Origin of the sequence: Pseudomonas citronellolis (genome assembly GCF_029335315.1) — a bacterium.
GTDB lineage: Bacteria > Pseudomonadota > Gammaproteobacteria > Pseudomonadales > Pseudomonadaceae > Pseudomonas > Pseudomonas citronellolis_A.
Genome location: NZ_JARJLT010000301.1, coordinates 65,498 through 91,029, shown reverse-complemented (window position 1 = coordinate 91,029; position 25,532 = coordinate 65,498). Strand labels below are relative to the sequence as shown.

The window sequence follows — 25,532 nt, the reverse complement described above, 5'->3', positions numbered from 1 at the left end:
TTTCCAGAGGAACCCCATGCCACACGCGTTTTTCATCACCGGCACCGACACCGAAATCGGCAAGACCACCATCGCCGCCGGCCTGCTGCACGCCGCGCGCATGGCCGGGATGTCCACCGCCGCCGCCAAGCCGGTGGCGTCCGGCTGCGAGCGCCGTCCCGAGGGCCTGCGCAATGGCGACGCCCTGGCCCTGCTCGGCGAGTGCAGCCTGCCGCTGGCCTACGAAGAGGTGAACCCCTTCGCCTTCGAACCGGCCATCGCCCCGCACCTGGCTGCCCGCGAAGTCGGCGTGGCGCTGAACGTCGACACCCTGGCCGGGCCGGTGCGCCATGTGCTGCAACGCGGCGCCGACTTCACCCTGGTGGAGGGCGCGGGCGGTTGGCGCGTGCCCCTGGCCGGCGAGGAAAGCCTGTCGGACCTGGCCATCCGCCTCGACCTGCCGGTGATCCTGGTGGTCGGCGTGCGCCTGGGCTGCATCAACCACGCGGTGCTCAGCGCCGAGGCGATCCTGCGTGACGGCCTGCAGCTGGCCGGCTGGGTGGCCAACATCGTCGATGCCAAGACCTCGCGCCTGGAAGAGAACCTGGCGACCCTCGCCGAGCGCCTGCCGGCGCCGTGCATCGGCCGCGTGCCGCGCCTGGCCGCGCCCACGCCGTTCGCCGTGGCCGGGCACCTGGACCTGGGCATTCTCGATCTTCCGGACTGATGGCCTTTGAATATCAAGGGCGATCCTGCTTGAATAGGCGGTAGCTTTCCCCGAGGAAGATCGACCATGGAAATTTCCGGTAACGCATTCAGTGCCGGTCTGCAGGGGCTGCAACGCGGCCTGCAGCAGGTCGACCGCGCCGCCGCCCAGGTGGCCGCGCAGCCCGTGGCCAAGGACGACGTGGCGCGCCCGGTGGTCGACATGGAGCAGGGCAAGTACGCCGCGCTGGCGTCCAGCCGCGTGCTGCAGACTGCCGATGAAACCCTCGGGACGCTGATCGATATCAGCGTCTGATCCTTCTCGTATCCCTCAGAATCCCCCTTCAGATATATCGCCAGGGCCGCCTGCCGGCAGGCCCGTGGCCATGCTTCGCCTGTCGACCGGAAGCTCCGGGTTCGCGCCGCTCTGGCGCGAGCCGCGCGCGTGACCGGGCAGTCGGCTTGCGCGCTTGACAAGGGTATGGCGTAAACGTATGTTTCAAACGCCTGTTTGAGAGTCGTGGCGCGCAGCGCGGCGACTGGGCGGCCGGGAACGATCCCGCACAGCGACCGTGCTACCGGTCGCCCATATTCCAGAACCCTTCGTAGAGGTTACCGCTATGCCTGATTACAAGGCCCCCTTGCGTGATATCCGTTTCGTTCGCGACGAGCTGCTGGGCTACGAAGCGCACTACCAGAGCCTGCCGGGCGCCGAAGACGCCACCCCGGACATGGTGAACGCCATCCTCGAAGAGGGTGCCAAGTTCTGCGAACAGGTGATCGCTCCGCTGAACCGCGTCGGCGACCTGGAAGGCTGCACCTGGAGCCCCGAGGGTGTGAAGACCCCCACCGGCTTCAAGGCTGCCTACGAGCAATTCGTCGAAGGCGGCTGGCCGAGCCTGGCCCATGACGTCGAGCACGGCGGTCAGGGCCTGCCGGAATCCCTCGGCCTGGCCATCAGCGAGATGGTCGGCCAGGCCAACTGGTCCTGGGGCATGTACCCGGGCCTGTCCCACGGCGCCATGAACACCCTGCACGCCCACGGCACCCCGGAGCAGCAGTCCACCTACCTGACCAAGCTGGTTTCCGGCGAGTGGACCGGCACCATGTGCCTGACCGAGCCGCATTGCGGCACCGACCTGGGCATGCTGCGCACCAAGGCCGAACCCCAGGCCGACGGCACCTACAAGATTTCCGGCACCAAGATCTTCATCTCCGCCGGTGAACACGACATGGCCGACAACATCGTCCACATCGTGCTGGCCCGCCTGCCCGACGCCCCGCAGGGCACCAAGGGCATCTCGCTGTTCATCGTGCCGAAGTTCCTGCCCAACGTCGAAGGCGGCGTGGGCGAGCGCAACGCCGTTTCCTGCGGCTCCATCGAGCACAAGATGGGCATCCACGGCAACGCCACCTGCGTGATGAACTTCGACGCCGCCACCGGCTTCCTGATCGGCCCGCCGAACAAGGGCCTGAACTGCATGTTCACCTTCATGAACACCGCTCGCCTGGGTACCGCGCTGCAAGGCCTGGCCCACGCCGAGATCGGTTTCCAGGGTGGCATCGCCTACGCCCGCGAGCGTCTGCAGATGCGTTCGCTGACCGGCCCGAAAGCCCCGGACAAGGCCGCCGACCCGATCATCGTGCACCCGGACGTCCGCCGCATGCTGCTGACCGCCAAGGCGTTCGCCGAAGGCAACCGTGCCATGCTGTACTTCGCCGCCAAGCAGGTCGACATCGTCCAGCGCAGCCAGGACGAAGAGCAGAAGAAAGCCGCTGACTCGATGCTGGCCTTCCTGACCCCGATCGCCAAGGCGTTCATGACCGAAGTCGGCTTCGAGTCCGCCAACCACGGCGTACAGATCTATGGCGGCCACGGCTTCATCGCCGAGCACGGCATGGAACAGAACGTCCGCGACAGCCGCATCTCCATGCTGTACGAAGGCACCACCGGCGTTCAGGCGCTGGACCTGCTGGGCCGCAAGGTCCTGATGACCCAGGGCGAAGCGCTCAAGGGCTTCACCAGGATCGTGCACAAGTTCTGCCAGGCCAACGAAGGCAACGAAGCCGTCAAGGAATTCGTCGCGCCGCTGGCCGCGCTGAACAAGGAGTGGGGCGACCTGACCATGAAGGTCGGCATGGCCGCCATGAAGGACCGCGAGGAAGTCGGCGCCGCTTCGGTCGACTACCTGATGTTCTCCGGCTACGCCTGCCTGGCCTACTTCTGGGCCGACATGGCACGCCTGGCCGCCGAGAAACTGGCTGCCGGCACCAGCGAGGAAGCCTTCTACAAGGCCAAGCTGCAGACCGCGCGCTTCTACTTCCAGCGCATCCTGCCGCGTACCCGCACCCATGCCGCCACCATGCTGTCCGGCGCGAGCAACCTGATGGACCTGGCCGAGGAAGATTTCTCCCTCGGTTACTGATTGACCGCGGCCGCTTCGGCGGCCGTCCAGCCATCGGAAAAGCCCGCCACCCGGCGGGCTTTTTTGTGCGCGGATGCAGGCGCGCGGCGCAATAAGCTGCCATCATTACGCCACCTGGTCGCACGCCAGCAGAGGCGTGCCCGGCAACCCCCTGGACCCCTTGTGCGCCTCATCTCTCGCTACCGGCCTAGCCATTTCCTCGCGTCCCTGTTGCTGCCCGCCGGCGTGGTGGCCGGTTCGCTGACCGGGATGAACGAGTTCTTCGTCTCGCTGTTCAACGTGCTGCCGACCCTGCTCCTGCTGCTGGGCGGCGCGCTCTGTCTGATCTACGGACGGCAGCGCCAGCTGGCCATGCTGGTGGTGGTGTACATCGCCTATTTCCTGCTCGACACCCAGGTCGACTACTTCCGCGCGCATCGGGCGCCGCGCGCCGACGCGGCGCTGGTGTTCCACCTGGTCTGCGTGCTGCTGCCGCTGCTCTACGGCCTCTACGGCGCCTGGCAGGAGCGCTCGCACCTGCTCCAGGACCTGCTCGCCCGTGTCGCCGCGCTGGTGGCCGTGGCGGCGCTGTTCACCGGGCTCGCCCGCAGCTTCCCGGAAGGCATGCTGGAGTTGGTCGCCAGCGTCTACTGGCCAAGCCTGCACGGCAGCTGGATGAGCCTGGCGCAGCTGTCCTACCTGGGTTTCATCATTGCCGGCGGCGCCCTGCTGGCTACCTACCTGCGCCAGCCGCGCCCGCTGCACGCGGCGCAGCTGCTGGGGCTGTTCGCCCTGCTGTGGATGCTGCCCAAGGTGTTCATCCTGCCCTACGGCCTGCATGCGATGAGCAGCGTGGTGATGCTCAACCTCGCCGCGGCGGTGGCGCACGAGTCCTACCTGATGGCCTTCCGCGACGAGCTGACCGGCCTGCCGGGACGGCGCGCGCTGAACGAGCGTTTCCAGCGCCTGGGCCAGCAATACGTGGTGGCGATGGTCGACGTGGACCACTTCAAGCGCTGCAACGACACCCACGGCCACGACGTCGGCGACCAGGTGCTGCGCATGGTCGCCGGCCGCCTGCGCCGTGTCACCGGGGGCGGCAAGGCCTACCGCTACGGCGGCGAGGAATTCACCCTGGTGTTCTCCGGCAAGACCCTGGACGACTGCCTGGCGCACCTGGAAGCGGTGCGCGAGTCGGTGGAGGGCTACACCATGCAGTTGCGCGACCGCGACAAGCGCCCGCGTGACGACCGCCAGGGGCGCAGCCAGCGCCAGGGCAAGGCCGGCCAGTCGATCAGCGTCACCGTCAGCATCGGCGTGGCCGAGCGCGACGCCGTGCAGCGCAACCCCGAGGACGTGATCAAGGCCGCCGACCAGGCGCTGTACGCCGCCAAGAGCGGCGGCCGCAACCGCGTCTCGGTGCATGGCCAGAGCCGTCGCGGCGCGGTGCGCACCGCCTGAGGCCGCTCGCGGTTATGGGCCCGCATTCATCGCGTGCAGGGTGATTGCCGGTGCTTTCCGGCGCACAGTAGGTTCAGGGTTTTCCCGCGCCGGATCGGCGCCGAACCGACTGGAGAACTGCCATGCCCGAGTACAAGGCTCCCCTGCGCGACGTGCGCTTCCTGATCGACGAAGTCTTCGATTTCGCGGGCCGCTACCAGGCCCTGGGGGCGACCGACGCCAGCCCGGACATGGTCGCTGCCGTCCTCGAGGAAGGCGCCAAGTTCTGCGAACAGGTGCTGGCGCCGCTGAACCGCTCCGGTGACGAAGAGGGCTGCCATTTCGACAATGGGGTGGTGACCACGCCCAAGGGCTTCAAGGAAGCCTTCGCGCAGTACGTCGAGGGCGGCTGGAACGGCGTGTCCTCCGACCCGCAATACGGCGGCCAGGGCCTGCCGCCGTCGCTCGGCCTGCTGGTCAGCGAAATGATCGGCGCGGCCAACTGCTCCTGGGCCATGTACCCGGGCCTGACCAAGGGCGCCATGGCCGCCATCCACGCCCATGGCAGCGCCGAGCAGAAGCAGGCCTACCTGCCGCGCATGACCGCCGGCGAGTGGACCGGCACCATGTGCCTGACCGAGCCGCACTGCGGCACCGACCTGGGCATCATCAAGACCCGCGCCGTACCCAACGCCGACGGCAGCTACGCGATCAGCGGCACGAAGATCTTCATCTCCGCCGGCGAGCACGACATGAGCGGCAACATCATCCACCTGGTGCTGGCCAAGCTGCCCGACGCCCCGGCCGGAACCAAGGGCATCTCGCTGTTCATCGTGCCCAAGTTCAACCTCGACGCGAACGGCGAAGCCGGCTCGCGCAACGCGGTGAGCTGCGGTTCCATCGAGCACAAGATGGGCATCAAGGCTTCGGCGACCTGCGTGATGAACTTCGACGGCGCCACCGGCTACCTGATCGGCGAGGCCAACAAGGGCCTGGCGTGCATGTTCACCATGATGAACCACGCGCGCCTGGGCACCGGGATGCAGGGCCTGTGCCTCGGCGAGGTCAGCTACCAGGGCGCCGTGAAATACGCCCGCGAGCGCCTGCAGATGCGCGCGCTGACCGGGCCCAAGGCGCCGGACAAGCCGGCCGACCCGATCATCGTCCACCCGGACGTGCGGCGCATGCTGCTGACCATGAGGGCGTTCAACGAGGGCAACCGCGCGCTGGCCTACTTCACCGCCCAGTTGCTGGATATCGAGCACCTGTCCGCGAGCGAAGAAGAGCGTGAGCAGGCGGCCAACCTGCTGGCCTTCCTGACTCCGATCTGCAAGGCCTTCATGACCGACACCGGGCTGGAGGTGACCAACCACGGCATGCAGGTGTTCGGCGGCCACGGCTTCATCCGCGAGTGGGGCATGGAACAGCTGGTGCGCGACTGCCGCATCGCCCCGATCTACGAAGGCACCAACGGCATCCAGGCGCTCGACCTGCTCGGCCGCAAGGTGCTCGGCAGCCAGGGCAAACTGCTGCTGGGCTTCACCAAGCTGGTGCACCAGCTGTGCCAGGCCAACGCCGAGCATCCGCAGCTGAAGGCCCAGGTGGCGCAGCTGGCGGCGCTGAACAAGCAGTGGGGCGAGCTGACCCAGAAGGTCGGCATGGCCGCCATGAAGAACCCCGACGAAGTCGGCGCGGCGGCGGTCGACTACATGATGTTCTCCGGCTACATCACCCTCGGCTATTTCTGGCTGCAGATGGCCCTGGTGGCCCAGGGCAAGCTGGAGCAGGGCAGCGACGAGGCCGACTTCTACCAGGCCAAGCTGGTCACCGCGGAGTTCTACTTCGCCCGCCTGCTGCCGCGCGCGATCGCGCACAAGGCGGCGGTGGAGGCCGGCGGCGAAGGCCTGATGCGCCTTTCCGCCGAGCAGTTCGCCCTCTGATCGCGGCGTCAGCGGCCCCGGTCGTCCCATGGCGGCCGGGGCCGCTGGCATTGTGGGTCGGAAAATTTTTGTGACTGATTGATAATAATTCGTTCACAACATGACGCTATAGCTCTGTGGAGTTGTCAGAGTAGACTCCGTCGGCGTACTCTTGTGTACGTTTCATCCTGAATACCGCTGGCTGCCTGTTCAGCCGTTGTTTCGCTCGAGGATTCCCAACATGGCTGACTACAAAGCACCGCTGCGCGACATGCAATTCGTCCTCCACGAAGTCTTCGAGGTCAGTAAGCTCTGGGCAGAACTGCCGGGCCTGGCCGAAGTCGTCGACGTCGACACCGCCAACGCCATCCTCGAGGAAGCCGGCAAGGTCACCGGCGGCGTGATCGCCCCGCTGAACCGCAGCGGCGACGAGGAAGGCTGCAGCTGGAGCGCCGAGGGCGTGAAGACCCCGGCCGGCTTCCCCGAGGCCTACCGCACCTACGCCGAAGGCGGCTGGGTGGGCGTGGGCGGCGCGCCGGAGTTCGGCGGCATGGGCATGCCGAAGGTGATCGGCGCGCAGGTCGAGGAGATGGTCAACTCGGCCAACCTGTCCTTCGGCCTGTACCCGATGCTCACCGCCGGCGCCTGCCTGTCGCTGCTCAACCACGCCAGCGAAGAACTCAAGGCCAAGTACCTGCCGAACATGTACGCCGGCACCTGGGCCGGTTCCATGTGCCTGACCGAGCCGCACGCCGGCACCGACCTGGGCATCATCCGCACCAAGGCCGAGCCCCAGGCAGACGGCAGCTACAAGATCAGCGGCACCAAGATCTTCATCACCGGCGGCGAGCACGACCTGACCGAGAACATCGTCCACCTGGTGCTGGCCAAGCTGCCCGACGCGCCGGCCGGCTCCAAGGGCATCTCGCTGTTCCTGGTGCCCAAGGTGATGGTCAACGAAGATGGCTCCCTCGGCGAGCGCAACGCGGTGTCCTGTGGCTCCATCGAACACAAGATGGGCATCAAGGCCTCGGCCACCTGCGTGATGAACTTCGACGGCGCCACCGGCTGGATCGTCGACGCGCCGAACAAGGGCCTGGCGGCCATGTTCACCATGATGAACTACGAGCGCCTGGGCGTCGGCATCCAGGGCCTGGCGACCGGCGAGCGTTCCTACCAGAGCGCCGTGGAGTACGCCCGCGAACGTATCCAGAGCCGCGCGCCGACCGGCCCGGTGGCCAAGGACAAGGCGGCCGACCCGATCATCGTCCACCCGGACGTGCGTCGCATGCTGCTGACCATGAAGGCGCTGAACGAGGGTGGTCGCGCCTTCTCCAGCTACGTCGCCATGCAACTGGACACCGCCAAGTACAGCGAAGAGCCGACCACCCGCAAGCGCGCCGAGGACCTGGTGGCGCTGCTGACCCCGGTGGCCAAGGCCTTCCTCACCGACATGGGCCTGGAAACCACCGTCCACGGCCAGCAGGTGTTCGGCGGCCACGGCTTCATCCGCGAGTGGGGCCAGGAGCAGCTGGTGCGCGACTGCCGCATCACCCAGATCTACGAAGGCACCAACGGCATCCAGGCGCTGGACCTGATGGGCCGCAAGATCGTTGGCAGCGGGGGCGCCTTCGCCAAGCACTTCACCGACGAGATCAAGGCCTTCACCGCCTCCGCCGGTGCTGAGCTGGCCGAGTTCACCGGCCCGCTGAACGCCGCCGTGCAGAACCTGGAAGAGCTGACCGCCTGGGTGCTGGACCGCGCCAAGGGCAACCCCAACGAGATCGGCGCCGCCTCGGTGGAGTACCTCCAGGTATTCGGCTACACCGCCTACGCCTACATCTGGGCGCTGATGGCGCGCGCTTCGCTGGGCAAGGACACCCAGGACGAGTTCTACGCCAGCAAGCTCGGCACCGCGCGTTTCTACTTCGCCCGCCTGCTGCCGCGCATCCACTCGCTGAGCGCTTCGGTGAAGGCCGGCAGCGAGTCGCTGTACCTGCTCGACGCTGCGCAGTTCTAAGTCGCTCCGCCTGACAGGGCCCCGCTTTGGCGGGGCCTTGTCGTTTCAGGGGCGCAACAGCCGTGTAAGCCTAGGCTTACACGACGCGGTGTCATTTGGCGTCTTTCGACCACCCGGCCCGGCGAGTAATCTTTACCTCAGTCAGGACATTGCGCAGGAAGCGCCGACGACAAAACGGAAAGAAAGGGATTCCACCAAGGACGGTGGCTAGCACGGACGTCAGGATATCGGTCTGCAAAACCCCGCCCGCAAGGCGGGGTTTTCTTTTGCCCGCGATTTCTCATGGGCAGCCTGTAGGCGCAACTGTCTTGCCGGCTGCGCTGCGGTGCTTTTCGTAGGATGGGTATCGCTGCGTTCAACGCCATCCTGCGACGGTGCTTCTCTTGCACCTCGTAGGAGCAACTGTCTTGCGTACGCGCCCCATTCTGTCACTCCCGCGAACGCGGGAGCCCATAGACTCTGGATGATTCCCCTTCGGGCCAGCGCAAGCGCTGTTCGCGATGGAGCCGCGTCCCACGTTCGCGGGGACGACGGAACAGGGAGTGTGTGTTTGGTCGGTAGGACGTTGTCCGCGATTCGCCGGCAAGGCCGGCGTTTACGCGATCGCGGATGAGTCCGCTTCTACGAAAAACGCTGCACTGCGCCTTCCAGCAGCGAGCGCAGCAACTCCACGGTGCTGTGCTGGCGTTGCGCGTCGCGGTACACCAGGCCCACGCTCAGCGGAATGCGCGGCTCGCTCAGGGGTTTCCAGAGCAGCTCGCGGTTGCTGTGCAGCTGCCGTGCGCGCCCCGGCAGCACGGTGGCGAAGCGGCTGTGCGGCAGGCTGTCGAGGATGCCGCTCATGTGGTTCAGCTCGGCCTGCACCCGTGGCCGGCGACCGATGGCGGCCAGCTGCTCCTGCCAGATCTGCCGGGCGCGGAACTCTTCGCCCAGCAACAGCATCGGCAATTCCGCCGCCTGCGCCAGGGACACCTTCTTGAACTCGCGCAGCGGGTGGTCGGCGGGAATCACCAGCTGCAGTTCGTCCGGGTACAGCTCCACGCCGTGCAGCGCCGGCTGGCGCGGCGGCAGGAAGCCGATGCCGATATCCAGCTGGCCGGCCAGCAGGCGGCGCTCGATCTCCACCCCGGACAATTCGTAGATACGCACCTGCAGGTGCGGTTGCGCCGCGTGCAGGCGTTCCACCAGGTAGGGCACCAGGTTGGCGTTGACCGTCTGCAGCACGCCGATGGCCAGGCTGCGCGCGGTCTGCCCACGGAAGCCGCGCAGCGCTTCGCGGGCCCGCTCCAGGCCTTCCAGCAGGGGCACCGCGTGGTTGTACAGGGTGTGCGCCGCCACCGTCGGCAGCAGGCGCTTGCCGCTGCGCTGGAACAGCGCCACGTCGAGGTTCTGCTCCAGTTGGCGGATCTGTTGCGACAGCGCGGGTTGCGACAGCGCCAGGCGCTCGGCGGCGCGGCCGACATGGCCTTCCTCGTAGAGTGCGACGAAATAGCGGAGCTGGCGAAAATCCATAAGCTTTGCTTATCAACGAAACTGGAAAATCGAAATGGATAGGAACCTATCCGAGCCTCTAGTCTAGTGCCTGTCCGCTACCACAGGTGGGTAGACAAAGGTGGAAAGCATCGTCATCCAGGGCGTTTTCATAGGCAAAGTCGAAGAGTGCTGGGGCGGCCTGCAAGGTGCCATCGACAAGCTGGAAACGCGAAGGGAAGTCTGGCTGGGCACTGAAGGCCTGCCGGGCGAGGAGGCCGGTCACCCGCGCCTCTACGACGGGCTCGACCGCGTGCTGCACCACTACCCGGCCGAGCACTACCGCCACTGGCGCAAGCTGCATCCGCAGCAGCGCTGGCAGCAGCCGGCGTTCGGCGAGAACCTCTCGACCTTCGGTGTGAACGAGGCCGACGTCTGCGTCGGCGACCTGTTCCGCTGGGGCGAGGCGCTGCTCGAAGTCAGCCAGCCGCGCTCGCCGTGCTACTGCCTGGGGCGCCGCTGGAATCTGCCGGAGCTGCCGCTGCAGTTGCAGCAGCAGGGGCGCTGCGGCTGGTTCTACCGGGTGCGCCGCGCCGGCATGGTCAGCGCCGGGGCGCCGCTGGAACTGGTGCAGCGACACTACCCGCAGCTGAGCGTTGCCAGCCTGCTGCGCTGGTTCTTCGACGAGCCGCTGGAGCGTTGCGGCCTGCGCCAGATGATGGCGTGCGACGCGCTCTCGCTGCGCTGGCGCAAGATCGCCGCGCAACGCCTGGCCAGTGGCGTGGTGGAAGACTGGACGGCCCGCCTGCAGGGCCCCGAATGCCAGGGAGGCAGCTCCGTCGCTTGACGCGGCTGCTTCCCGCAACCTGCCTCGCGCCCGCCCTCGGACGTCGTTTTGGTCCATAGGGGCGGCTTTTATTCCCGGCTGGGGCGCTTCGCCCCACCGCCGCATGCTAGATCAGCCGTGGCGCTCCTCTTGTAGGAGCGCGCCTTGCGCGCGAGTCGCGGGCAGGGCCCGCTCCTGCACTATCGGCATGCTCCGTCCGCGATGAGGGCGCTACAGCTCTATCTCGCCGCCGGCCAGCGCGCACAGCTCGGTGAAGTCGAGAATCTCCGTCTCCCGTCCGTTCACCTGCAGCAGGCCGTTCTTCTGCAGGCGGGTGAAGCTGCGCGACACGGTTTCCACCGCCAGCCCCAGGTAATCGCCGATCTCGTGGCGCGACATGCTCAGGCGGAAGCGCATGGCCGAGAAGCCGCGCTCGCGGAAGTGCGCCGAGATGTTCAGCAGGAAGGCGGCGATCCGCGAATCGGCGTTGAGCCGCGACAGCAGTAGTTTCATCTGCTGGTCCTCGCGGATCTTGCGGCTCATCATCAACAGCAACTGGTGCGACAGCCCGGGGATTTCCTGGGACAGCTGCTCCAGCTGGTCGAACGGAATCTCGCTGCACAGGGTGCTTTCCAGCGCGATGGCCGACACCGGGTAGCGGCCCTCGTCCATGCCGGAGAAGCCGAAGATCTCGTTGGCGTAGTAGAACCCGGTGATCTTCTCCAGGCCCTGCTCGTTGGTGGTCACTGTCTTCAGCGAGCCGGAGCGCACCAGGAAGACGCTGTGGAAGGTATCCCCCTGGCGGAACAGGTGGTCGCCTTTGTGCAGCAGGTGCCCGGGCTTGATGATGGCTTCCAGTTCGAGGATCTTGTCGTCGCTGAGCGAGGGCGGCGCCAGACGGCAGTTCTTGCAGTACGGTTGCGGCTTCAGCATCTGATTCATCCAATTATCCCCTCAACGCCAGCCCGAACCACGCCTGGCGGCCTTTATCCCTCCTAAGAACATAGCAACAGATGGGCATCTGTCATCCGTCGGTGGGCGGGCCGTTGCCGGCGGGCGACCTTTTCTTGATTCGCCCTTGACCGCCTTTTCACCCGACGCGCGCCAGTCTATGCGGCGGGTCGCCCCATGGGCGCCCTACGTCCCCGTCATGCAGCACCTCGGCCGTGGAGCTCCAACTCCCGGAATAGATGGGTGCGCGCGGCGGGCATCGCAAGCTTCGGAGTGTCTCGATCGATGAACAAATTGCCGCAAGTCACCCTGGCGTTCTGGGTGATGAAGATCTGCGCCACCACCTTGGGGGAAACCGCCGGCGACCTGCTGTCGATGACCCTGAACGTCGGCTATGCGGTCAGCTCGCTGATCCTCATCAGCCTGTTCCTGGTCACCCTGTTCGGCCAGCTCGCCTCGCGCCGCTACAGCCCCTGGCTGTACTGGCTGGTGATCCTCTCCACCAGCACCGCCGGCACCACCATGTCCGACTTCATGGACCGCACCCTGGGCCTGGGCTATGCCAGCGGCTCGGCGATCCTGGTCAGCATCCTGGTGGCCATCTTCGCGCTCTGGCGCCTGAGCGGCGTTCCGCTGGCGGTGGGCGACATCCGCAACCTCAAGGGCGAGCTGTTCTACTGGGTGGCGATCCTCTTCTCCAACACCCTGGGTACCGCCCTGGGCGACTTCCTCGCCGACGATTCCGGCCTGGGCTTCGCCGGCGGTGCGCTGCTGATCGGCGGGCTGATCGCCTTCATCGTGCTGCTGCACTACGCCACCCGCATCTCCTCGGTGCTGCTGTTCTGGCTGGCCTTCGTCCTCACCCGGCCGTTCGGCGCGACCCTCGGCGACGTGCTGACCAAGAGCCACGAGAAGGGCGGCCTGGACTTCGGCACCGTGGGTTCGTCGGCCGTGCTGGCCGGTGTCCTGGTGCTGCTGGTGGTGTTCGCCACCCTGCGCGAGAGCCGCGAGGAACGCGCGCCGGCGGTCGCCGCCAACGGCTAGGTGAAACGCCGGGCTGGCGTCGTGAAATTTGTTGTGTTAGTTTTCATGAAAAACAAGCATGACAATTTCACGAGGCCGCCATGTTCCTGCATTCCAGCCAGCCCGTCGGTACCTACTACGCCGGCGCCAACCCGGAGTTGCTGCAGCCGCGCGCGCAGCTGACGGATGCGCTGGAATGCGAGGTGCTGGTGATCGGCGCCGGCTTCAGCGGCCTGCACACCGCGCTGCAGCTCGCCGAGGCTGGCCGCCAGGTCTGCGTCATCGAGGCCAGCCGCATCGCCTGGGCGGCTTCCGGGCGCAACGGCGGCCAGGCGCTGCCGGGCTGGTCCAGCGACCTCGGCCCGATCGAGGCCGACCTCGGCCATGAAGGTGCCCTGCGCCTGTGGCAGGGCATGCTCTGGGCCGCGCGGGAAATGCGCGACCTGCCGCAGCGCCACGGCTTCGACTGCGACTACCGCGTCGGCCACCTGTGGACCGCCGTGCTGCCGCGTCGCGTCGGCATGCTCGAAGAGTGGCAGGGCGAGGCCTCGCGCCGCTGGGGCTACGAAGGCCTGCAGATGGTCTCCCGCGCCGAGCTGCCGCAGTGGATCGCCAGCGAGCGCTACCTGGCCGGCCTGTACGACCCGAACTCCGCCCACCTCAACCCGCTGAAGCTCGCCTATGGCCTCGCCGGCGCGCTGGAAAAGGCCGGCGGGCGCATCTTCGAACAGACCCGCGCGCTGCGCTACAGCGAGCAGGGCAACGGCTACCTCGTGCAGACCGAGCACGGCAGCATCCGTTGCGCGTCCCTGGTGCTGGCCTGCAACGCCTATATCGACGGCCTGGACAAGCAGGTCTCGGCGCGCATCCTGCCGGTGGGCACCTACCAGGTCGCCACCGCGCCGCTGGGCGCGGAGCTCGCGCATTCGCTGCTGCCGAAGAACTGCTGCGTCACCGACAACCAGTTCGTCCTCGACTACTTCCGACTGACCCCCGACCACCGCCTGCTGTTCGGCGGCGGCTGCACCTACCTGGGCGGCCTGCCGTCGGACATCCGCGCCGCCACCCGGCCCTACGTCGAGCGGGTGTTCCCGCAGCTGCGCGGGGTGGAGCTGGAATACGCCTGGGGCGGGCACATCGACTGCAGCATGCGGCGTACTCCGGACGTCGGTCGCCGCGGCGACCTCTACTGGCTGCAGGGCTATTCCGGGCATGGCGTGCTGCCGAGCCTGGCCGCCGCCCGCGCGGTCAGCCAGGCCATGCTCGGGCATGGCGAGGAGCTTGAGCTGTATCAACGCCTGAGCAATCCCGGCTTCCCCGGCGGCCAGCGATTCGCCGCGCCACTGGAAGCCGTCGGCAAAGCCTGGTATCGCTTGCGGGACTTCTTCTGACCCGAGCCGGAAAGCGCCTATGCAAGAACACCAGAACGAACACCTCGCGACCCTGATCCGCGACCTGCGCAAGCACAAGAGCCTGACCCTCGGCGCCCTGGCCGAGCGCATCGGTCGCTCGGTGGGCTTCCTTTCCCAGGTCGAACGCGGCCTGTCGCGCCCGACCGTGGCCGACCTCACCGCCATCAGCGAAGCCCTCGGCGTGCCGACCACCTATTTCTACGCCGGAGCCCCGGCGCGCGAGCTGGCCTGGGTGACCCGACCGGCCGACCGCCGCACGCTCTACTACGCCGGCGGCATCACCGACATCCTCGCCTCGCCGAACATGTCCGGCGGCTTCTCCATGCTCGACAGCATCCTCGCCCCTGGCGCCACCAGCGGCGACGACCACCTCAACGACAGCTCCGAGCAGGGCGGCTTCGTGCTGGAGGGCGAATTGACCCTCTGGTACCAGGACGAGACCGTCACCCTTTACCCCAACGACAGCTTCCAGCTGCCGCCGCACGCGAAATTCCGCTACGGCAACCTGACAGACAAACCAACGAGGGTGCTCTGGATCTTCACCTGAGGCATCCGGCTGCGCCCGACACAGGCACCAAGAAGATGAACCGCCAAACCTTCCCCGACCTGCTCAGCGAAGTACGCGCCTTCCGCGCCCAGAACCCGGACGTGCGCTACGTCGACCTGATCTGCCTGGACATCCCCGGGCACTTCTACGGCAAGCGCTACCCGGTGGACATGCTGGAGAAAGTCGCCGCCGGCTCGCCCCTGAAACTGCCGCAGAACTGCGTGCTGCTGGGCGTACAGGGTGGCCTGCACCCGATCGGCGACTACTGCTTCAACGATGGCGACCCTGACGCGCCGCGCCGGCTGATCCCCGGCACGCTCAAGCCGGTGCGCTGGGAGAGCCAGCCGCTGGGGCAGATGATCATCAGCTCCGACGGCACCGAGGCGCCCATCGAGTTCGAGCCGCGGGAAGTGCTGGCGCGCGTGCTCAAGCGCCTGGAAGGCAAGGGCATTCGTCCGGTGGTGGCCTTCGAGCTGGAGTTCTACCTGTTCGACAAGAAGCTCAAGGAAGGCCTGCCGCAGTACCCGCGCGACCCGCTGTGCGACGACGAGGACGACCAGCCGAACATGCACATCGAGCGCCTGTCGCGCTTCTCCGACGTGCTCCACGAGATCGTCGAGGCCTCGCGCGAACAGGGCGTGGACGCCAACGTGATCACCGCCGAGATCGGCCCTGGCCAGTTCGAGATCAACTTCGCCCACTGCGAGGACGGCCTCCACGCCGCCGACCAGGCCGCGCTGTTCACCCGCGCCACCCGTGGCGTGGCGCTCAAGCACGGGCACCGCGCCAGCTTCATGAGCAAGCCCTACCTGCACGCGCCGGGCAGCGGCATGCACGTCCACGTGAGCCTGTACGACCGCGACGGCCGCAACCTGCTCGACGGCGAGAACCAGCGCCCGCTGCGCCACGCCGTGGCCGGCTGCCTGGAACTGCTGCCGCATTGCATGCCGATCTTCGCCGCCAACCACAACGCCTACCGCCGCTACGGCTCCCGGGTGAACGCGGCGAGCAAGGCCAGCTGGGGCTTCGAAGACCGCGACGCGTGCATCCGCATCCCCGAGTCCGACGGCAGGAACCTGCGCATCGAGCACCGCCTGGCCGGCGCCGACGCCAACCCGTACCTGGTGCTGGCGGCCATCCTCACCGGCATGGAATACGGTCTGGAGGCGGGCAAGGAGCCCATCGCCCCGCTGAACGAAGACCGCGACAGCGGCATCGACTTCCCCCGCGACATGCTCGGCGCGGTGGCGGCCATGGAGAGCCACCCGGTGGTCAAGGAAGGGCTCGGCAGCGAGTTCGTCTTCGTCTACTGCGAGAACAAGCGCCACGACCACCTCGAATTCATGGACGAGGTGAGCGCGCGGGAATACCGCTGGTTCCTCTAGGAACCGGCCCATGGTCGGCTGCGCGTCGGCATAACTGCGTTGGAAACAGGCGAGAGCTTGCTCATTTACCGCGCGTAAACTCCGCGCTCTCGCCTGTTTCCGCCTTGTTCTGCTCTAGCTCGCCGGACCCTGGGCCGGTTCCGAGTATTCAAGGATGCGGCGAGGAGGGTAGCCCCGCCGCGGCGTCCGCCGGTTGGCTGGACGCGAGGCACGCAGTGCCTGGAAGGAAGGCCGCGCTACCGGGCGGGTAGCCCCCTCGGCGAGGGAGGTAGCGCGGTTCGCGCCGCAAGGCGCGGGTGTCGCAGGCGGCGGCCGGGTAGGGCCGCCGCCGTTACATCAGCCGATGGTCATCAGGCTGGCGTTGCCGCCGGCGGCCGCGGTGTTCACGCTCAGGGCGTGCTCCACCAGCAGGCGCTCCAGCGCTACATCGGTTTCACCCTTGCCCAGCCCATGCACACCGACGATCGCGCCCTTGCGCTTGGCGGCCTGTTCGCACACCTCGCGCAGCTGGTCGGAATCGCCGTGGTGCAGGATGGCGTCGAAGGCGGCTTCGGCGGCGGTCCAGTCGTTGACCAGTTCGATCCGCTTCAGCACCTCCTTCGGCAGGCTCTCGCGCAGCTCGCGCTGGCTCGCCGGCCATACCGCCAGGCTGCCCACCGCCAGGGTCGCGGCCAGTTGCACCAGCAGGTCGTTGCGCTCCTCGGCGAGGTTCAGCACGCGCTCGCGCGGCAGCAGGGTGTAGGTGTTGCGCTCGCCGGTCGGGCCGGTCAGCACATGGCAGCGGTAGCTCTGCGCCTGGGCGGCGAACTCGTCCGCCACCTTCGCCAGCTCCGGCTCCTGCTTGCCCGCCCAGTCGCGCAGGGCTTGCACGGCCTTCTCGCGCTCGGCCGGGCGCGGCAGGGCCTGCACGCTGTCGCCGGCCAACTGCCTGGCCACCGCATCGCGCGGGCGGGTCGACAGCAGGCGGAACAGGTACAGCGGGCCGCCGGCCTTCGGGCCGGTGCCGGACAGGCCTTCACCGCCGAACGGCTGCACGCCGACCACGGCGCCGACGATGTTGCGGTTCACGTACAGGTTGCCGACATGGGCGCTGCTCACCACCTGGGTGATGGTCTCGTCGATGCGCGTGTGCACGCCGAGGGTCAGGCCGTAGCCGGAGGCGTTGATCTGCGCCAGCAGCTGCTCCAGGTCGGAACGCTCGTAGCGCACCAGGTGCAGCACCGGGCCGAAGATCTCGCGCTTGAGCTCGTCGAAGCTCTCCAGCTCGATCAGGGTCGGCACCACGAAGGTGCCGCGCTTGAGCGCGTCGCCGTGTACCCGCGCGGCCTGGAAGACCTTGCGGCCCTTGTCGCGCATGGCCTGGATGTGGCGGTCGATATTGCCCTTGGCCTCGGCGTCGATCACCGGGCCGATGTCCACGTTCAGGTGTTCCGGCGAGCCGATGGCGTACTCGGCCATGGCGCCCTTGAGCATCTGCACCACGCGGTCGGCCACGTCGGCCTGCACGCACAGCACGCGCAGGGCCGAGCAGCGCTGGCCGGCGCTGTCGAAGGCGGAGTTGATCACGTCCACCACCACCTGCTCGGCCAGCGCCGAGGAGTCGACGATCATCGCGTTCATCCCGCCGGTCTCGGCGATCAGCGGAATGGCGCGGCCCTGGGCGTCCAGGCGGCCGGCGATGTTGCGCTGGAGGATGCCGGCCACTTCGGTGGAACCGGTGAACATCACGCCGCGCACGCGCTCGTCGCCGACCAGGCGCGCGCCGACGGTTTCGCCGCGGCCCGGCAGCAGCTGCAGCACGCCGGCCGGCACGCCGGCTTCGAGCAGGATGCGCACGGCCTGGGCGGCGATCAGCGGGGTCTGCTCGGCCGGCTTGGCCAGCACGGTGTTGCCGGCGGCCAGGGCGGCGGCCACCTGGCCGCTGAAGATCGCCAGCGGGAAGTTCCACGGGCTGATGCACACCACCGGGCCCAGCGGGCGGTGGCTGTCGTTGGCGAACTCGCGGGCCTGGGCCGCGTAGTAGCGCAGGAAGTCCACCGCCTCGCGCACTTCGGCGATGGCGTTGGCGAAGGTCTTGCCGGATTCGCGCACCAGCAGGCCCATCAGCTGCTGCATCTCGCTTTCCATCTGGTCGGCGGCGCGCTCCAGCACGGCGGCGCGCTCGGCCGGCAGGGTGGACTGCCAGATCGGCCCGCTGGCCTGGGCGCTGAGCAGGGCGGCGTTGACGTCCGCTTCGCTGGCCTCGTGGACCTGGCCGACCACGTCGCGGTGGTCGGCGGGGTTGCGTACCGGTTCGGCGGCGGCCGGCGCCGGCGCGTCGCTACCCAGCACCGGCTGGGCCACGTAGGCCTGGTTGGTGCTGGAGAGCAGCGCCGAGCTCAGCGAGCCGAGGCGGTGTTCGTTGGCCAGGTCGAGGCCGGCGGAGTTGGCCCGGCCCTCGCCGTAGAGGTCGCGCGGCAGCGGGATGCGCGGGTGCGGCAGGCCGAGGGTGCCTTCCTGGGCGGCCATCTGCTCGACCTGCTGCACCGGGTCGGTCACCAGGTCCTGCAGGGAAATGCTGTGGTCGGCGATGCGGTTGACGAAGCTGGTGTTGGCGCCGTTTTCCAGCAGGCGGCGCACCAGGTAGGCCAGCAGCGTCTCGTGGCTGCCCACCGGAGCGTAGATGCGGCACGGGCGGTTGAACTTGCCGTCGGCGACCTTGCCCACCACCTGCTCGTACAGCGGTTCGCCCATGCCGTGCAGGCACTGGAACTCGTACTGGCCCGGGTAGTAGTTCTGCCCGGCGATCTGATAGATGGCCGACAGCGAATGGGCGTTGTGGGTGGCGAACTGCGGGTAGATGGCCTCCGGCACCGCCAGCAGTTTGCGCGCGCAGGCGATGTAGGACACGTCGGTGTAAGGCTTGCGGGTGTAGACCGGGTAGCCTTCCAGGCCGTTGACCTGGGCCAGCTTGATCTCGCTGTCCCAGTAGGCGCCCTTCACCAGGCGGATCATCAGGCGGTGGCGGCTGCGCTTGGCCAGGTCGATCACGTAGTCGATCACGTACGGGCAGCGCTTCTGGTAGCCCTGGATGACGAAGCCGATGCCGTTCCAGCCGGCGAGGCTCGGCTCGAAGCACAGGCGCTCCAGCAGGTCGAGGGAGATTTCCAGGCGGTCGGCTTCCTCGGCGTCGATGTTGATGCCGATGTCGTACTGCTTGGCCATCTGGGTCAGGCCGAGCAGGGTCGGGTACAGCTCGTCCATCACGCGGTCGTACTGCGCGCGGCTGTAGCGCGGGTGCAGCGCCGAGAGCTTGATCGAGATGCCCGGGCCTTCGTAGATGCCGCGGCCATGGGAGGCCTTGCCGATGGCGTGGATGGCCTGCTCGTAGGAGGCCAGGTAGCGCTTGGCGTCCTCATCGGTCAGCGCGGCTTCGCCGAGCATGTCGTAGGAATAGCGGAAGCCGCGGCTCTCCATGGCGGCGGCATTGGCCAGGGCTTCGCCGATGGTCTCGCCGGTGACGAACTGCTCGCCCATCAGGCGCATGGCCATGTCCACGCCCTTGCGGATCAGCGGCTCGCCACTCTTGCCGATGATGCGGTTGAGCGAGGAGGTCATGCCCGCCTCGGTGTGGGTGGACACCAGCTTGCCGGTGATCAGCAGGCCCCAGGAGGCGGCGTTGACGAACATCGACGGGCTCTGGCCCAGATGCTGGCTCCAGTTGCCGTTGCTGATCTTGTCGCGGATCAGCGCGTCGCGGGTGGCCTTGTCCGGGATGCGCAGCAGCGCCTCGGCCAGGCACATCAGTGCCACGCCCTCCTGGGACGACAGCGAGAACTCCTGCAGCAGACCCTGCACCAGGCCCTGACGGCCGCCGGCGCTCTTCTGGTTGCGCAGCTTCTCGGCGATGCCCAGGGCCATCTTGTTGGCGGCCTCGGCCTTGTCCTGCGGCAGGCGCGCCTGCTCCAGCAGCATCGGCAGCGCCTCGGTTTCCGGGCGGCGGTAGGCGGAAGTGATGGCGGCGCGCAGCACGGACTGCGGCAGGATGCTCTCGGCGAAGTCGAGGAACACCTGCAGGCCCTGCTCGTTCAGCGCGTCCAGCGACTCCTCGCCGGCCGCGGCGGCCAGGCCGGAGTGCTCGGCGGGGGAGAGGCCACCCTCGATCTGTTCCAGGTAATTGAAGATCGCCTGCTTGATGATCCAGTGCGGGGTGCGCTCGATGGATTGCGCGGCCTGCTTGAGGCGGTCACGGGTGGCGTCGTCCAGCTTCACGCCAAGGGTAGTGGTGGCCATGGTTGTACCTGTTATTGAAAATGGTGCACGGCGGGGAATGGGCGAGAATTTAAACGTCGGACGACAAAGGTGCAACCGGGTGCAACCCGGTATTTCGAATAACTGATGAAGCGCCTGGAGCTATCCTTGCCGGTGGCGCGTGGAGATAAGCAAAAAGCACGCCCTGTGGGCCCTGGAGGCCTCGGCTTGGTGGAGGGGCGGTGCTGCCGCTGGGTTGCACCTTTTCGATCCATCGCCCGCGCGACGCGCACCACAACTATGGCCCGCCCGCGGCTCGCGGTCCAACGGGTGGCGCAATCGGATTGAACGCGGGCGCAGGCGCCAGGGTCGATGAAGGGTCGTTATCTATCCACAAGGAGTCGCCGCATGGACCTGATCCGCATCCTCATCGCCATTCTTCTCCCGCCGCTGGGGGTGTTTCTCCAGGTCGGCTTCGGCGGGGCGTTCTGGCTGAACATCCTGTTGACGCTGCTGGGCTACATCCCGGGCATCGTGCATGCGGTGTACATCATCGCGAAGCGCTGAGCGCGGCGGCCTTGGTGCTCCCGTAGGATGGCGTTGAGCGCAGCGATACCCATCGGCAGCATGGGTATCGCCTCCGGCTCCACCCATCCTACGAATCCCGCCGAGCCTCCTGTTCCATCAACCCCACGGCATCCGCAAAGCGCACCCACAGCTTCCCCTGCCAGTCCAGCACGCTCAGCTGCTGCCCCTGCACCCGCTCCACCCGCCGCCGTGGCAAGTCCGGATCGTCCTGCGCTGCATCGCGCAACGCTGGCACCACCTCGTTGCTCAGCCACTGCCGTAGCCCACGATTCTCCGGGTGGTAGAAGTGCACCATCAGCAGCGCATAGACGCCGCTCTCGCTGACCAGCCATTCATGCACCGGCGCTTCGCCGGCTATCTGCAGGCATTCGACCCGGCACTGGTCGGCATCCAGTTTGTGGATAACCCGCGTGGACACATGGCTGTTGGTCAGCCGCGCCAGATCGCGCCCGACGAACCAGGCCTGGTTCTCGATCAGCAGAGCCCGCAAAGGCCGGCGATGGCGCAGGAACACGGAGGGGACGAGAACGGAATCGGAAGTAGAGGAAGGGGTCATGCTGTCGCTCCTTGCTGCATTCAAGAAGCCGCCACCCGCGAACATCCAGGAAGGGAGGCGGACCGTGCAAGGGTGGAATCGCCGGGCATCCCCGGTAGGGCCGAGGCCCTCCTCGCACGATCCGCCATAGACCGCCAGAAACACTGGACGTCAAAACGCCCAATGATCTGCTTATGACGGTTGATGCGCGCAGGATTCCACTCCTGACCACGTCTGAATTCGTGGCAAGGGAACGCTACGCAGCCGCCTTGTAAGACGGCAACGCCAATTCTTCGTAGGCAATTTCCCTGATTCACGCGCCCGCCAACCCTTTCGCACCGCCCAACGCCTTGGGGCTCTTCCATTGCGGCGGAGCACCTGGCGGCGAGACCGAAAGCCGGTGTGTATCGTGTGTAGATAAAGACAGGTCTGGTGTGTAGCATACACACCAAGGCTGGGCGGAGGGACGATGCGCAGTCGAGAAGTGATGGAGTTGATTCGAGCGGATGGCTGGTTCCTGGTGGAGGTGAAAGGCAGTCATCACCAGTTCCGGCATTTCACCAAGAAGGGGCCGGTGACCGTTCCCCACCCTAGAAGCAACCTGCCGATCGGGACCGTGAACAGCATTCTGCGCCAGGCCGGTCTGCGATGAGTCGGCCGCCAGCCCAGGAGGAGGGCATCAACATGAAATTCCCTGTGGTTCTGCACAAGGACGCCGACTCGGATTACGGCGTGACCATCCCTGACGTCCCTGGCTGCTTCTCCGCCGGCGGTACCGTCAGCCAGGCGCTGGAGAACCTCCAGGAAGCCCTGGCCCTGCACTTCGAAGGCCTGGTGGCCGACGGCGAGGCGCTCCCGCAAGCCCTGGAGGTGGATGCCCATATGGGCAACCCCGACTACGCCGGCGGTGTCTGGGCGGTGGTCGACTTCGATGTCACTCCCTACCTGGGCAAGGCCGTGCGCTTCAACGCCAGCCTCCCGGAAAACCTCCTGCAACGCATCGACGAACGCGTGAAGCGCGACCATCGTTACGCCTCTCGCTCCGGCTTCCTGGCCACCGCTGCGCTGCGTGAGTTGTCTTCGAGCTGAATCGGGGGATTCAGGGCTCTTCGCGGTCGTCCTGTCCTGGCGGCAGGGGCGAGGCGGGCCAATTGATCTGGTAGCGAGTGCTGCGCCCGCCGCCAGGTAGGCGGACCAGGCAGCCCTTGTCGAGCAGGTCGCCTAGGTGACGGGTTGCGGTTGCCTTGGAAACCTTCGCCACGGCCTGGTATTGGGCTGCGCTGATGCCGTGCTCGAACCCGCCGCGCTCGCCCGGCAGGTCCCCATCGAGCAGGCGGTTGAGCACCTTCAGCTGTTCGGCTGAAAGTGCCTGTTTACGGTGGGCCTGCCAGAAGCGCGCCTTGCCCAGTACCCGGTCGATACGTGCCAGCGCCTGTTCCAGGCTTTTGAGCAGCGTGACCAGGAACCATTCCAGCCAGGCGGTGATATCGAGCGAAGCCTTCTGGCTGCTTTCCAGTATCCGATAGTAGCCGCGCCGATCCTCGAGAATGCTGGCGGACATGGCATAGAAGCGGATGGCCTGCTGCTCGCCCTGGGCCAGGGCGAGGTCGGTGATAGCGCGAGTCAGGCGCCCATTGCCATCATCGAAGGGATGCAGGGTCACGAACCAGAAGTGTGCGATACCAGCCCGTAACTGTGGGTCAAGGGCGGTATCGGCGCGGCTACAGGCGAACCAGTCGAGAAAGGCCAGCAACTGCGCTTCCAGCCCTGCGCGCGGCGATGCTTCGAAATGTACCGTGGGCCGATCGAGCCGGCCAGAGACCACTTGCATTGGCTCATTGCCACGCAGATCGCCGACCTGGATGCGAGGAGGGGGAGACGTGTCGCCAACAGGAAAAAGGAGGCGGTGCCAGTGCAGCAGGCGCTCCAGCGTCAGTGGCTGCGCATGTCCGCGTGTGGCATCCAGCATCAGCTCGGCCAGGCCCTCTGAGCGCGGTGTACTGCTCCCTCCATTTTCCAGGCCCAGCCGCCGAGCCAGGGATGAACGCACGGACTCGACATTCAGTTGCTCGCCCTCGATGGCGGAACTGGTGACGACGTTCTGTAGCAATGCGTCCAGCGCATTCTCCGCCTCACTGTCGGCATCGATGGTTCCAGCCATGCCCAGCAGGCGCCCCTGGACCTGGGCGCAGCGGCGCAGCAGTGGAGCCAGGCGCTCGGCCTGCCAGCGAAAATCCGGCCAATCAGGTTGTTGCCAGATCCAGAGGGGGTCATTCATGGCAATTCTTCCAGGGCGGTGAGCCGAATAAATGACTTATTCGGCTCATATTGTGAGCCGATTGTGCGGGCTATTCGGCTCAGCGTCCAGCTGCCTGCGGGCAGGGCGTGGACACCTTGTGGGCACTTCGGCGGGGTCGGAAGGGCGAGGAGGGGCTTGAAAAGCCCACTCCTGGAAATGACAAAGCCGCGCATTGCGCGGCTTTGAAGGTGGTGGGCCCACACGGACTCGAACCGTGGACCAAAGGATTATGAGTTGCCTAGAAACGCTGTAAGCCCAGTGAAGTCGTGCGTAGCTTAGCGTAGGTACAGTTAGCTGAAAGTAGCGTCGTAGAGCAGCTCAGGCGTAATTGAGCGAAATCTGTAAAAGCTGGGCACTGTACCGCCAGTGTACTGATTTAAATGTCGTTTGAGGTGTAGGGCCTAAAGTCCGCTTGTATCTCTGACCAGATCGATCAGTCGCATGAAATCAGCGTTCTCGCTGTCGCTCTTCCAACGATTTGCGAAGCGACAAACGACTTGCAGATTGCCCGGTGGACTTGCCCCTATCAAACCGGACACCGGCACCCCGTTAAGTTGATGCCTCAGCCAAGCGCCTGAACTCCCGAGGTGAGCGGTAGTTCAGTGCGCTGTGCGGATGTTCCTCGTTGTAATGCTCGAAGGCGATGGTCAGGTTGCGCAGGGCCGTCGCTCGATCGGGCTTGGGCATGTGGCGGATGTAGTCGCGCTTCATGGTCTTCACGAAGCTCTCCGCCATCCCGTTGCTCTGCGGGCTACACACCGGTGTAGTCAGGGGTAGCAGGCCGATCTGCCGGGCAAAGGCCCGGGTCTGTTCGGCGGTATAGGCCGAGCCGTTATCGCTCAGCCATTGCACTGGCGACACCGGCAGCTCGTCACCGAAGCGTTGCTCGACAGCCTCCAGCATCACGTCGCGGACATCGTCGCCACTGTAGCCATGTGGGCTGGCCACCCAACTGATGGCCTCGCGATCGCAGCAGTCCAGGGCGAAGGTCACGCGCAGCTTTTCGCCATCCTCGCAGCGGAACTCGAAGCCATCCGAACACCAGCGGGTATTGCTCGTGTCCACGGCCACACGTCCGTCGTGACGTTGCACCACACCTGGCTGTTTGCGCCGCCGCTCCAGCAACAGGTCGTGGTCACGCATGACGCGGTACACCCGCTTCACGTTGACCGGCGGCAAGGCCTGCTGCTCATGCTGCCGGCGCAGCAGACCCCAGACCCGGCGATAGCCGTAGCTGGGCAGCTCACCGACCGCCTGCTTGATCTGCTCGACCAGGGCGACATCATTGAGCGTTCGACGTCGACGCGATCGCTCTCCCGGAGCGGGTTGTTTGAGTCGAGCCGTCAATTGCGAGCGCGCCACACCGAGACTCTCACTGACCGCCTTCACTGGTCGTCCCCCGGCAACAAGGGTGAGTGCGCAATCCATTTTCGCGAGCGGGCGATCTCCACCGCTTCCTTGAGGATCTCGGCCTCCATGGTCTTCTTGCCCAGCATCCGTTGTAGCTCGCGGATCTGCTTGAGGGCATCGGCCAACTCGGAAGCGGGCACCACCGCTTCGCCGGCACTGACCGCCGAGAGGCTGCCGTCCTGGTAGAGCTTGCGCCAGTGGAACAGCTGGTTGGGGTTGATGCCGTTGCGCCGGGCCACCACCGAGACGCTTTGTCCGGGCTCCAGGCTCTCGCGCACCATGGCCAGTTTCTCCTCGACGCTCCAACGGCGACGCCGCTCCTGGCCGAGCACTTCGATGGTTTTGTCTTTGCTGGTAGTCATAAACACAGTCGTTTGCCTATCCCTTA

The 25,532-nt window shown here is 66.6% G+C and carries 20 protein-coding genes; 14 read left to right on the top strand and 6 right to left on the bottom strand.

Annotated features, from left to right (window positions below):
- The first annotated feature begins 16 nt into the window (after window positions 1-16).
- The 6 genes from bioD (at window position 17) to P3W75_RS23105 (ending at window position 8,468) form a co-directional block, all read left to right on the top strand.
- On the top strand, window positions 17-706 hold the full coding sequence (gene bioD, locus P3W75_RS23130) for a dethiobiotin synthase (protein ID WP_276229645.1): 690 nt from the start codon (window positions 17-19) through the stop codon (window positions 704-706).
- A gap of 66 nt (window positions 707-772) precedes the next feature.
- On the top strand, window positions 773-1,000 hold the full coding sequence (locus P3W75_RS23125; protein ID WP_276229644.1) for a hypothetical protein: 228 nt from the start codon (window positions 773-775) through the stop codon (window positions 998-1,000).
- Window positions 1,001-1,304: 304 nt separating this feature from the next.
- On the top strand, window positions 1,305-3,110 hold the full coding sequence (locus tag P3W75_RS23120; RefSeq protein WP_276229643.1) for a phenylacyl-CoA dehydrogenase: 1,806 nt from the start codon (window positions 1,305-1,307) through the stop codon (window positions 3,108-3,110).
- A gap of 162 nt (window positions 3,111-3,272) precedes the next feature.
- Window positions 3,273-4,550, top strand: coding sequence for a GGDEF domain-containing protein (locus P3W75_RS23115; protein WP_276229642.1), 1,278 nt, complete (start codon window positions 3,273-3,275; stop codon window positions 4,548-4,550).
- 122 nt (window positions 4,551-4,672) lie between these two features.
- The gene (locus P3W75_RS23110; RefSeq protein WP_276229641.1) at window positions 4,673-6,469 is read left to right on the top strand and encodes an acyl-CoA dehydrogenase C-terminal domain-containing protein; all 1,797 of its coding nucleotides are present in this window, start codon (window positions 4,673-4,675) and stop codon (window positions 6,467-6,469) included.
- Window positions 6,470-6,689: 220 nt separating this feature from the next.
- Window positions 6,690-8,468 carry an acyl-CoA dehydrogenase C-terminal domain-containing protein gene (locus P3W75_RS23105; RefSeq protein ID WP_276229640.1) on the top strand — a complete coding sequence of 593 codons (1,779 nt, stop codon included), beginning with the start codon at window positions 6,690-6,692 and terminating at the stop codon, window positions 8,466-8,468.
- A 621-nt stretch (window positions 8,469-9,089) separates the two neighbouring features.
- On the opposite strand, the gene P3W75_RS23100 is transcribed toward P3W75_RS23105, so the two are convergent.
- Window positions 9,090-9,980, bottom strand: coding sequence for a LysR family transcriptional regulator (locus P3W75_RS23100; RefSeq protein WP_276229639.1), 891 nt, complete (start codon window positions 9,978-9,980; stop codon window positions 9,090-9,092).
- 100 nt (window positions 9,981-10,080) lie between these two features.
- Here P3W75_RS23100 and P3W75_RS23095 point away from each other — a divergent pair, with 100 nt between their 5' ends.
- Window positions 10,081-10,785 (top strand): MOSC domain-containing protein, encoded by a 705-nt coding sequence (locus tag P3W75_RS23095; RefSeq protein ID WP_276229638.1) that lies wholly within the window; start codon window positions 10,081-10,083, stop codon window positions 10,783-10,785.
- Between the two features lie 210 nt (window positions 10,786-10,995).
- Here the strand turns inward: P3W75_RS23095 and P3W75_RS23090 are convergent, their stop codons facing one another.
- Window positions 10,996-11,697 (bottom strand): cyclic nucleotide-binding domain-containing protein, encoded by a 702-nt coding sequence (locus P3W75_RS23090; protein ID WP_430765405.1) that lies wholly within the window; start codon window positions 11,695-11,697, stop codon window positions 10,996-10,998.
- A gap of 303 nt (window positions 11,698-12,000) precedes the next feature.
- Between P3W75_RS23090 and P3W75_RS23085 the strand changes: the two genes are divergently transcribed.
- The 4 genes from P3W75_RS23085 to P3W75_RS23070 all read left to right on the top strand — a co-directional run bounded on the left by P3W75_RS23085 (window position 12,001) and on the right by P3W75_RS23070 (window position 16,082).
- Window positions 12,001-12,759, top strand: a complete 759-nt coding sequence (locus tag P3W75_RS23085; RefSeq protein ID WP_276229636.1) for a COG4705 family protein — start codon at window positions 12,001-12,003, stop codon at window positions 12,757-12,759.
- Between the two features lie 80 nt (window positions 12,760-12,839).
- Window positions 12,840-14,129, top strand: a complete 1,290-nt coding sequence (locus tag P3W75_RS23080) for an NAD(P)/FAD-dependent oxidoreductase (protein WP_276229635.1) — start codon at window positions 12,840-12,842, stop codon at window positions 14,127-14,129.
- A 19-nt stretch (window positions 14,130-14,148) separates the two neighbouring features.
- On the top strand, window positions 14,149-14,697 hold the full coding sequence (locus P3W75_RS23075; RefSeq protein WP_276229634.1) for a helix-turn-helix domain-containing protein: 549 nt from the start codon (window positions 14,149-14,151) through the stop codon (window positions 14,695-14,697).
- A gap of 35 nt (window positions 14,698-14,732) precedes the next feature.
- Window positions 14,733-16,082: a glutamine synthetase family protein gene (locus P3W75_RS23070; protein WP_276229633.1), complete on the top strand. Its 1,350-nt coding sequence runs from the start codon at window positions 14,733-14,735 to the stop codon at window positions 16,080-16,082.
- A gap of 336 nt (window positions 16,083-16,418) precedes the next feature.
- Here the strand turns inward: P3W75_RS23070 and putA are convergent, their stop codons facing one another.
- Complete coding sequence (putA, locus tag P3W75_RS23065; RefSeq protein WP_276229632.1) at window positions 16,419-20,354, bottom strand: trifunctional transcriptional regulator/proline dehydrogenase/L-glutamate gamma-semialdehyde dehydrogenase; 3,936 nt, start codon at window positions 20,352-20,354, stop codon at window positions 16,419-16,421.
- Between the two features lie 366 nt (window positions 20,355-20,720).
- Here putA and P3W75_RS23060 point away from each other — a divergent pair, with 366 nt between their 5' ends.
- Window positions 20,721-20,879, top strand: a complete 159-nt coding sequence (locus tag P3W75_RS23060) for a YqaE/Pmp3 family membrane protein (protein WP_003084988.1) — start codon at window positions 20,721-20,723, stop codon at window positions 20,877-20,879.
- An 88-nt stretch (window positions 20,880-20,967) separates the two neighbouring features.
- On the opposite strand, the gene P3W75_RS23055 is transcribed toward P3W75_RS23060, so the two are convergent.
- On the bottom strand, window positions 20,968-21,456 hold the full coding sequence (locus P3W75_RS23055; protein WP_276229631.1) for a BRO-N domain-containing protein: 489 nt from the start codon (window positions 21,454-21,456) through the stop codon (window positions 20,968-20,970).
- Between the two features lie 448 nt (window positions 21,457-21,904).
- On the opposite strand from P3W75_RS23055, the gene P3W75_RS23050 reads away from it, so the two are divergent.
- Both P3W75_RS23050 and P3W75_RS23045 read left to right on the top strand, forming a co-directional pair.
- Window positions 21,905-22,087 carry a type II toxin-antitoxin system HicA family toxin gene (locus tag P3W75_RS23050; protein ID WP_276229630.1) on the top strand — a complete coding sequence of 61 codons (183 nt, stop codon included), beginning with the start codon at window positions 21,905-21,907 and terminating at the stop codon, window positions 22,085-22,087.
- A gap of 32 nt (window positions 22,088-22,119) precedes the next feature.
- On the top strand, window positions 22,120-22,524 hold the full coding sequence (locus P3W75_RS23045) for a type II toxin-antitoxin system HicB family antitoxin (RefSeq protein ID WP_276229629.1): 405 nt from the start codon (window positions 22,120-22,122) through the stop codon (window positions 22,522-22,524).
- Between the two features lie 10 nt (window positions 22,525-22,534).
- On the opposite strand, the gene P3W75_RS23040 is transcribed toward P3W75_RS23045, so the two are convergent.
- Window positions 22,535-23,713: a Fic family protein gene (locus tag P3W75_RS23040; protein WP_276229628.1), complete on the bottom strand. Its 1,179-nt coding sequence runs from the start codon at window positions 23,711-23,713 to the stop codon at window positions 22,535-22,537.
- 570 nt (window positions 23,714-24,283) lie between these two features.
- A protein-coding gene (locus tag P3W75_RS23035; protein ID WP_276229627.1) for an IS3 family transposase occupies window positions 24,284-25,506 on the bottom strand; the annotation gives its coding sequence in 2 pieces (ribosomal slippage) (window positions 24,284-25,161 and window positions 25,161-25,506; 1,224 coding nt in all).
- Between the last annotated feature and the right edge of the window lie 26 nt (window positions 25,507-25,532).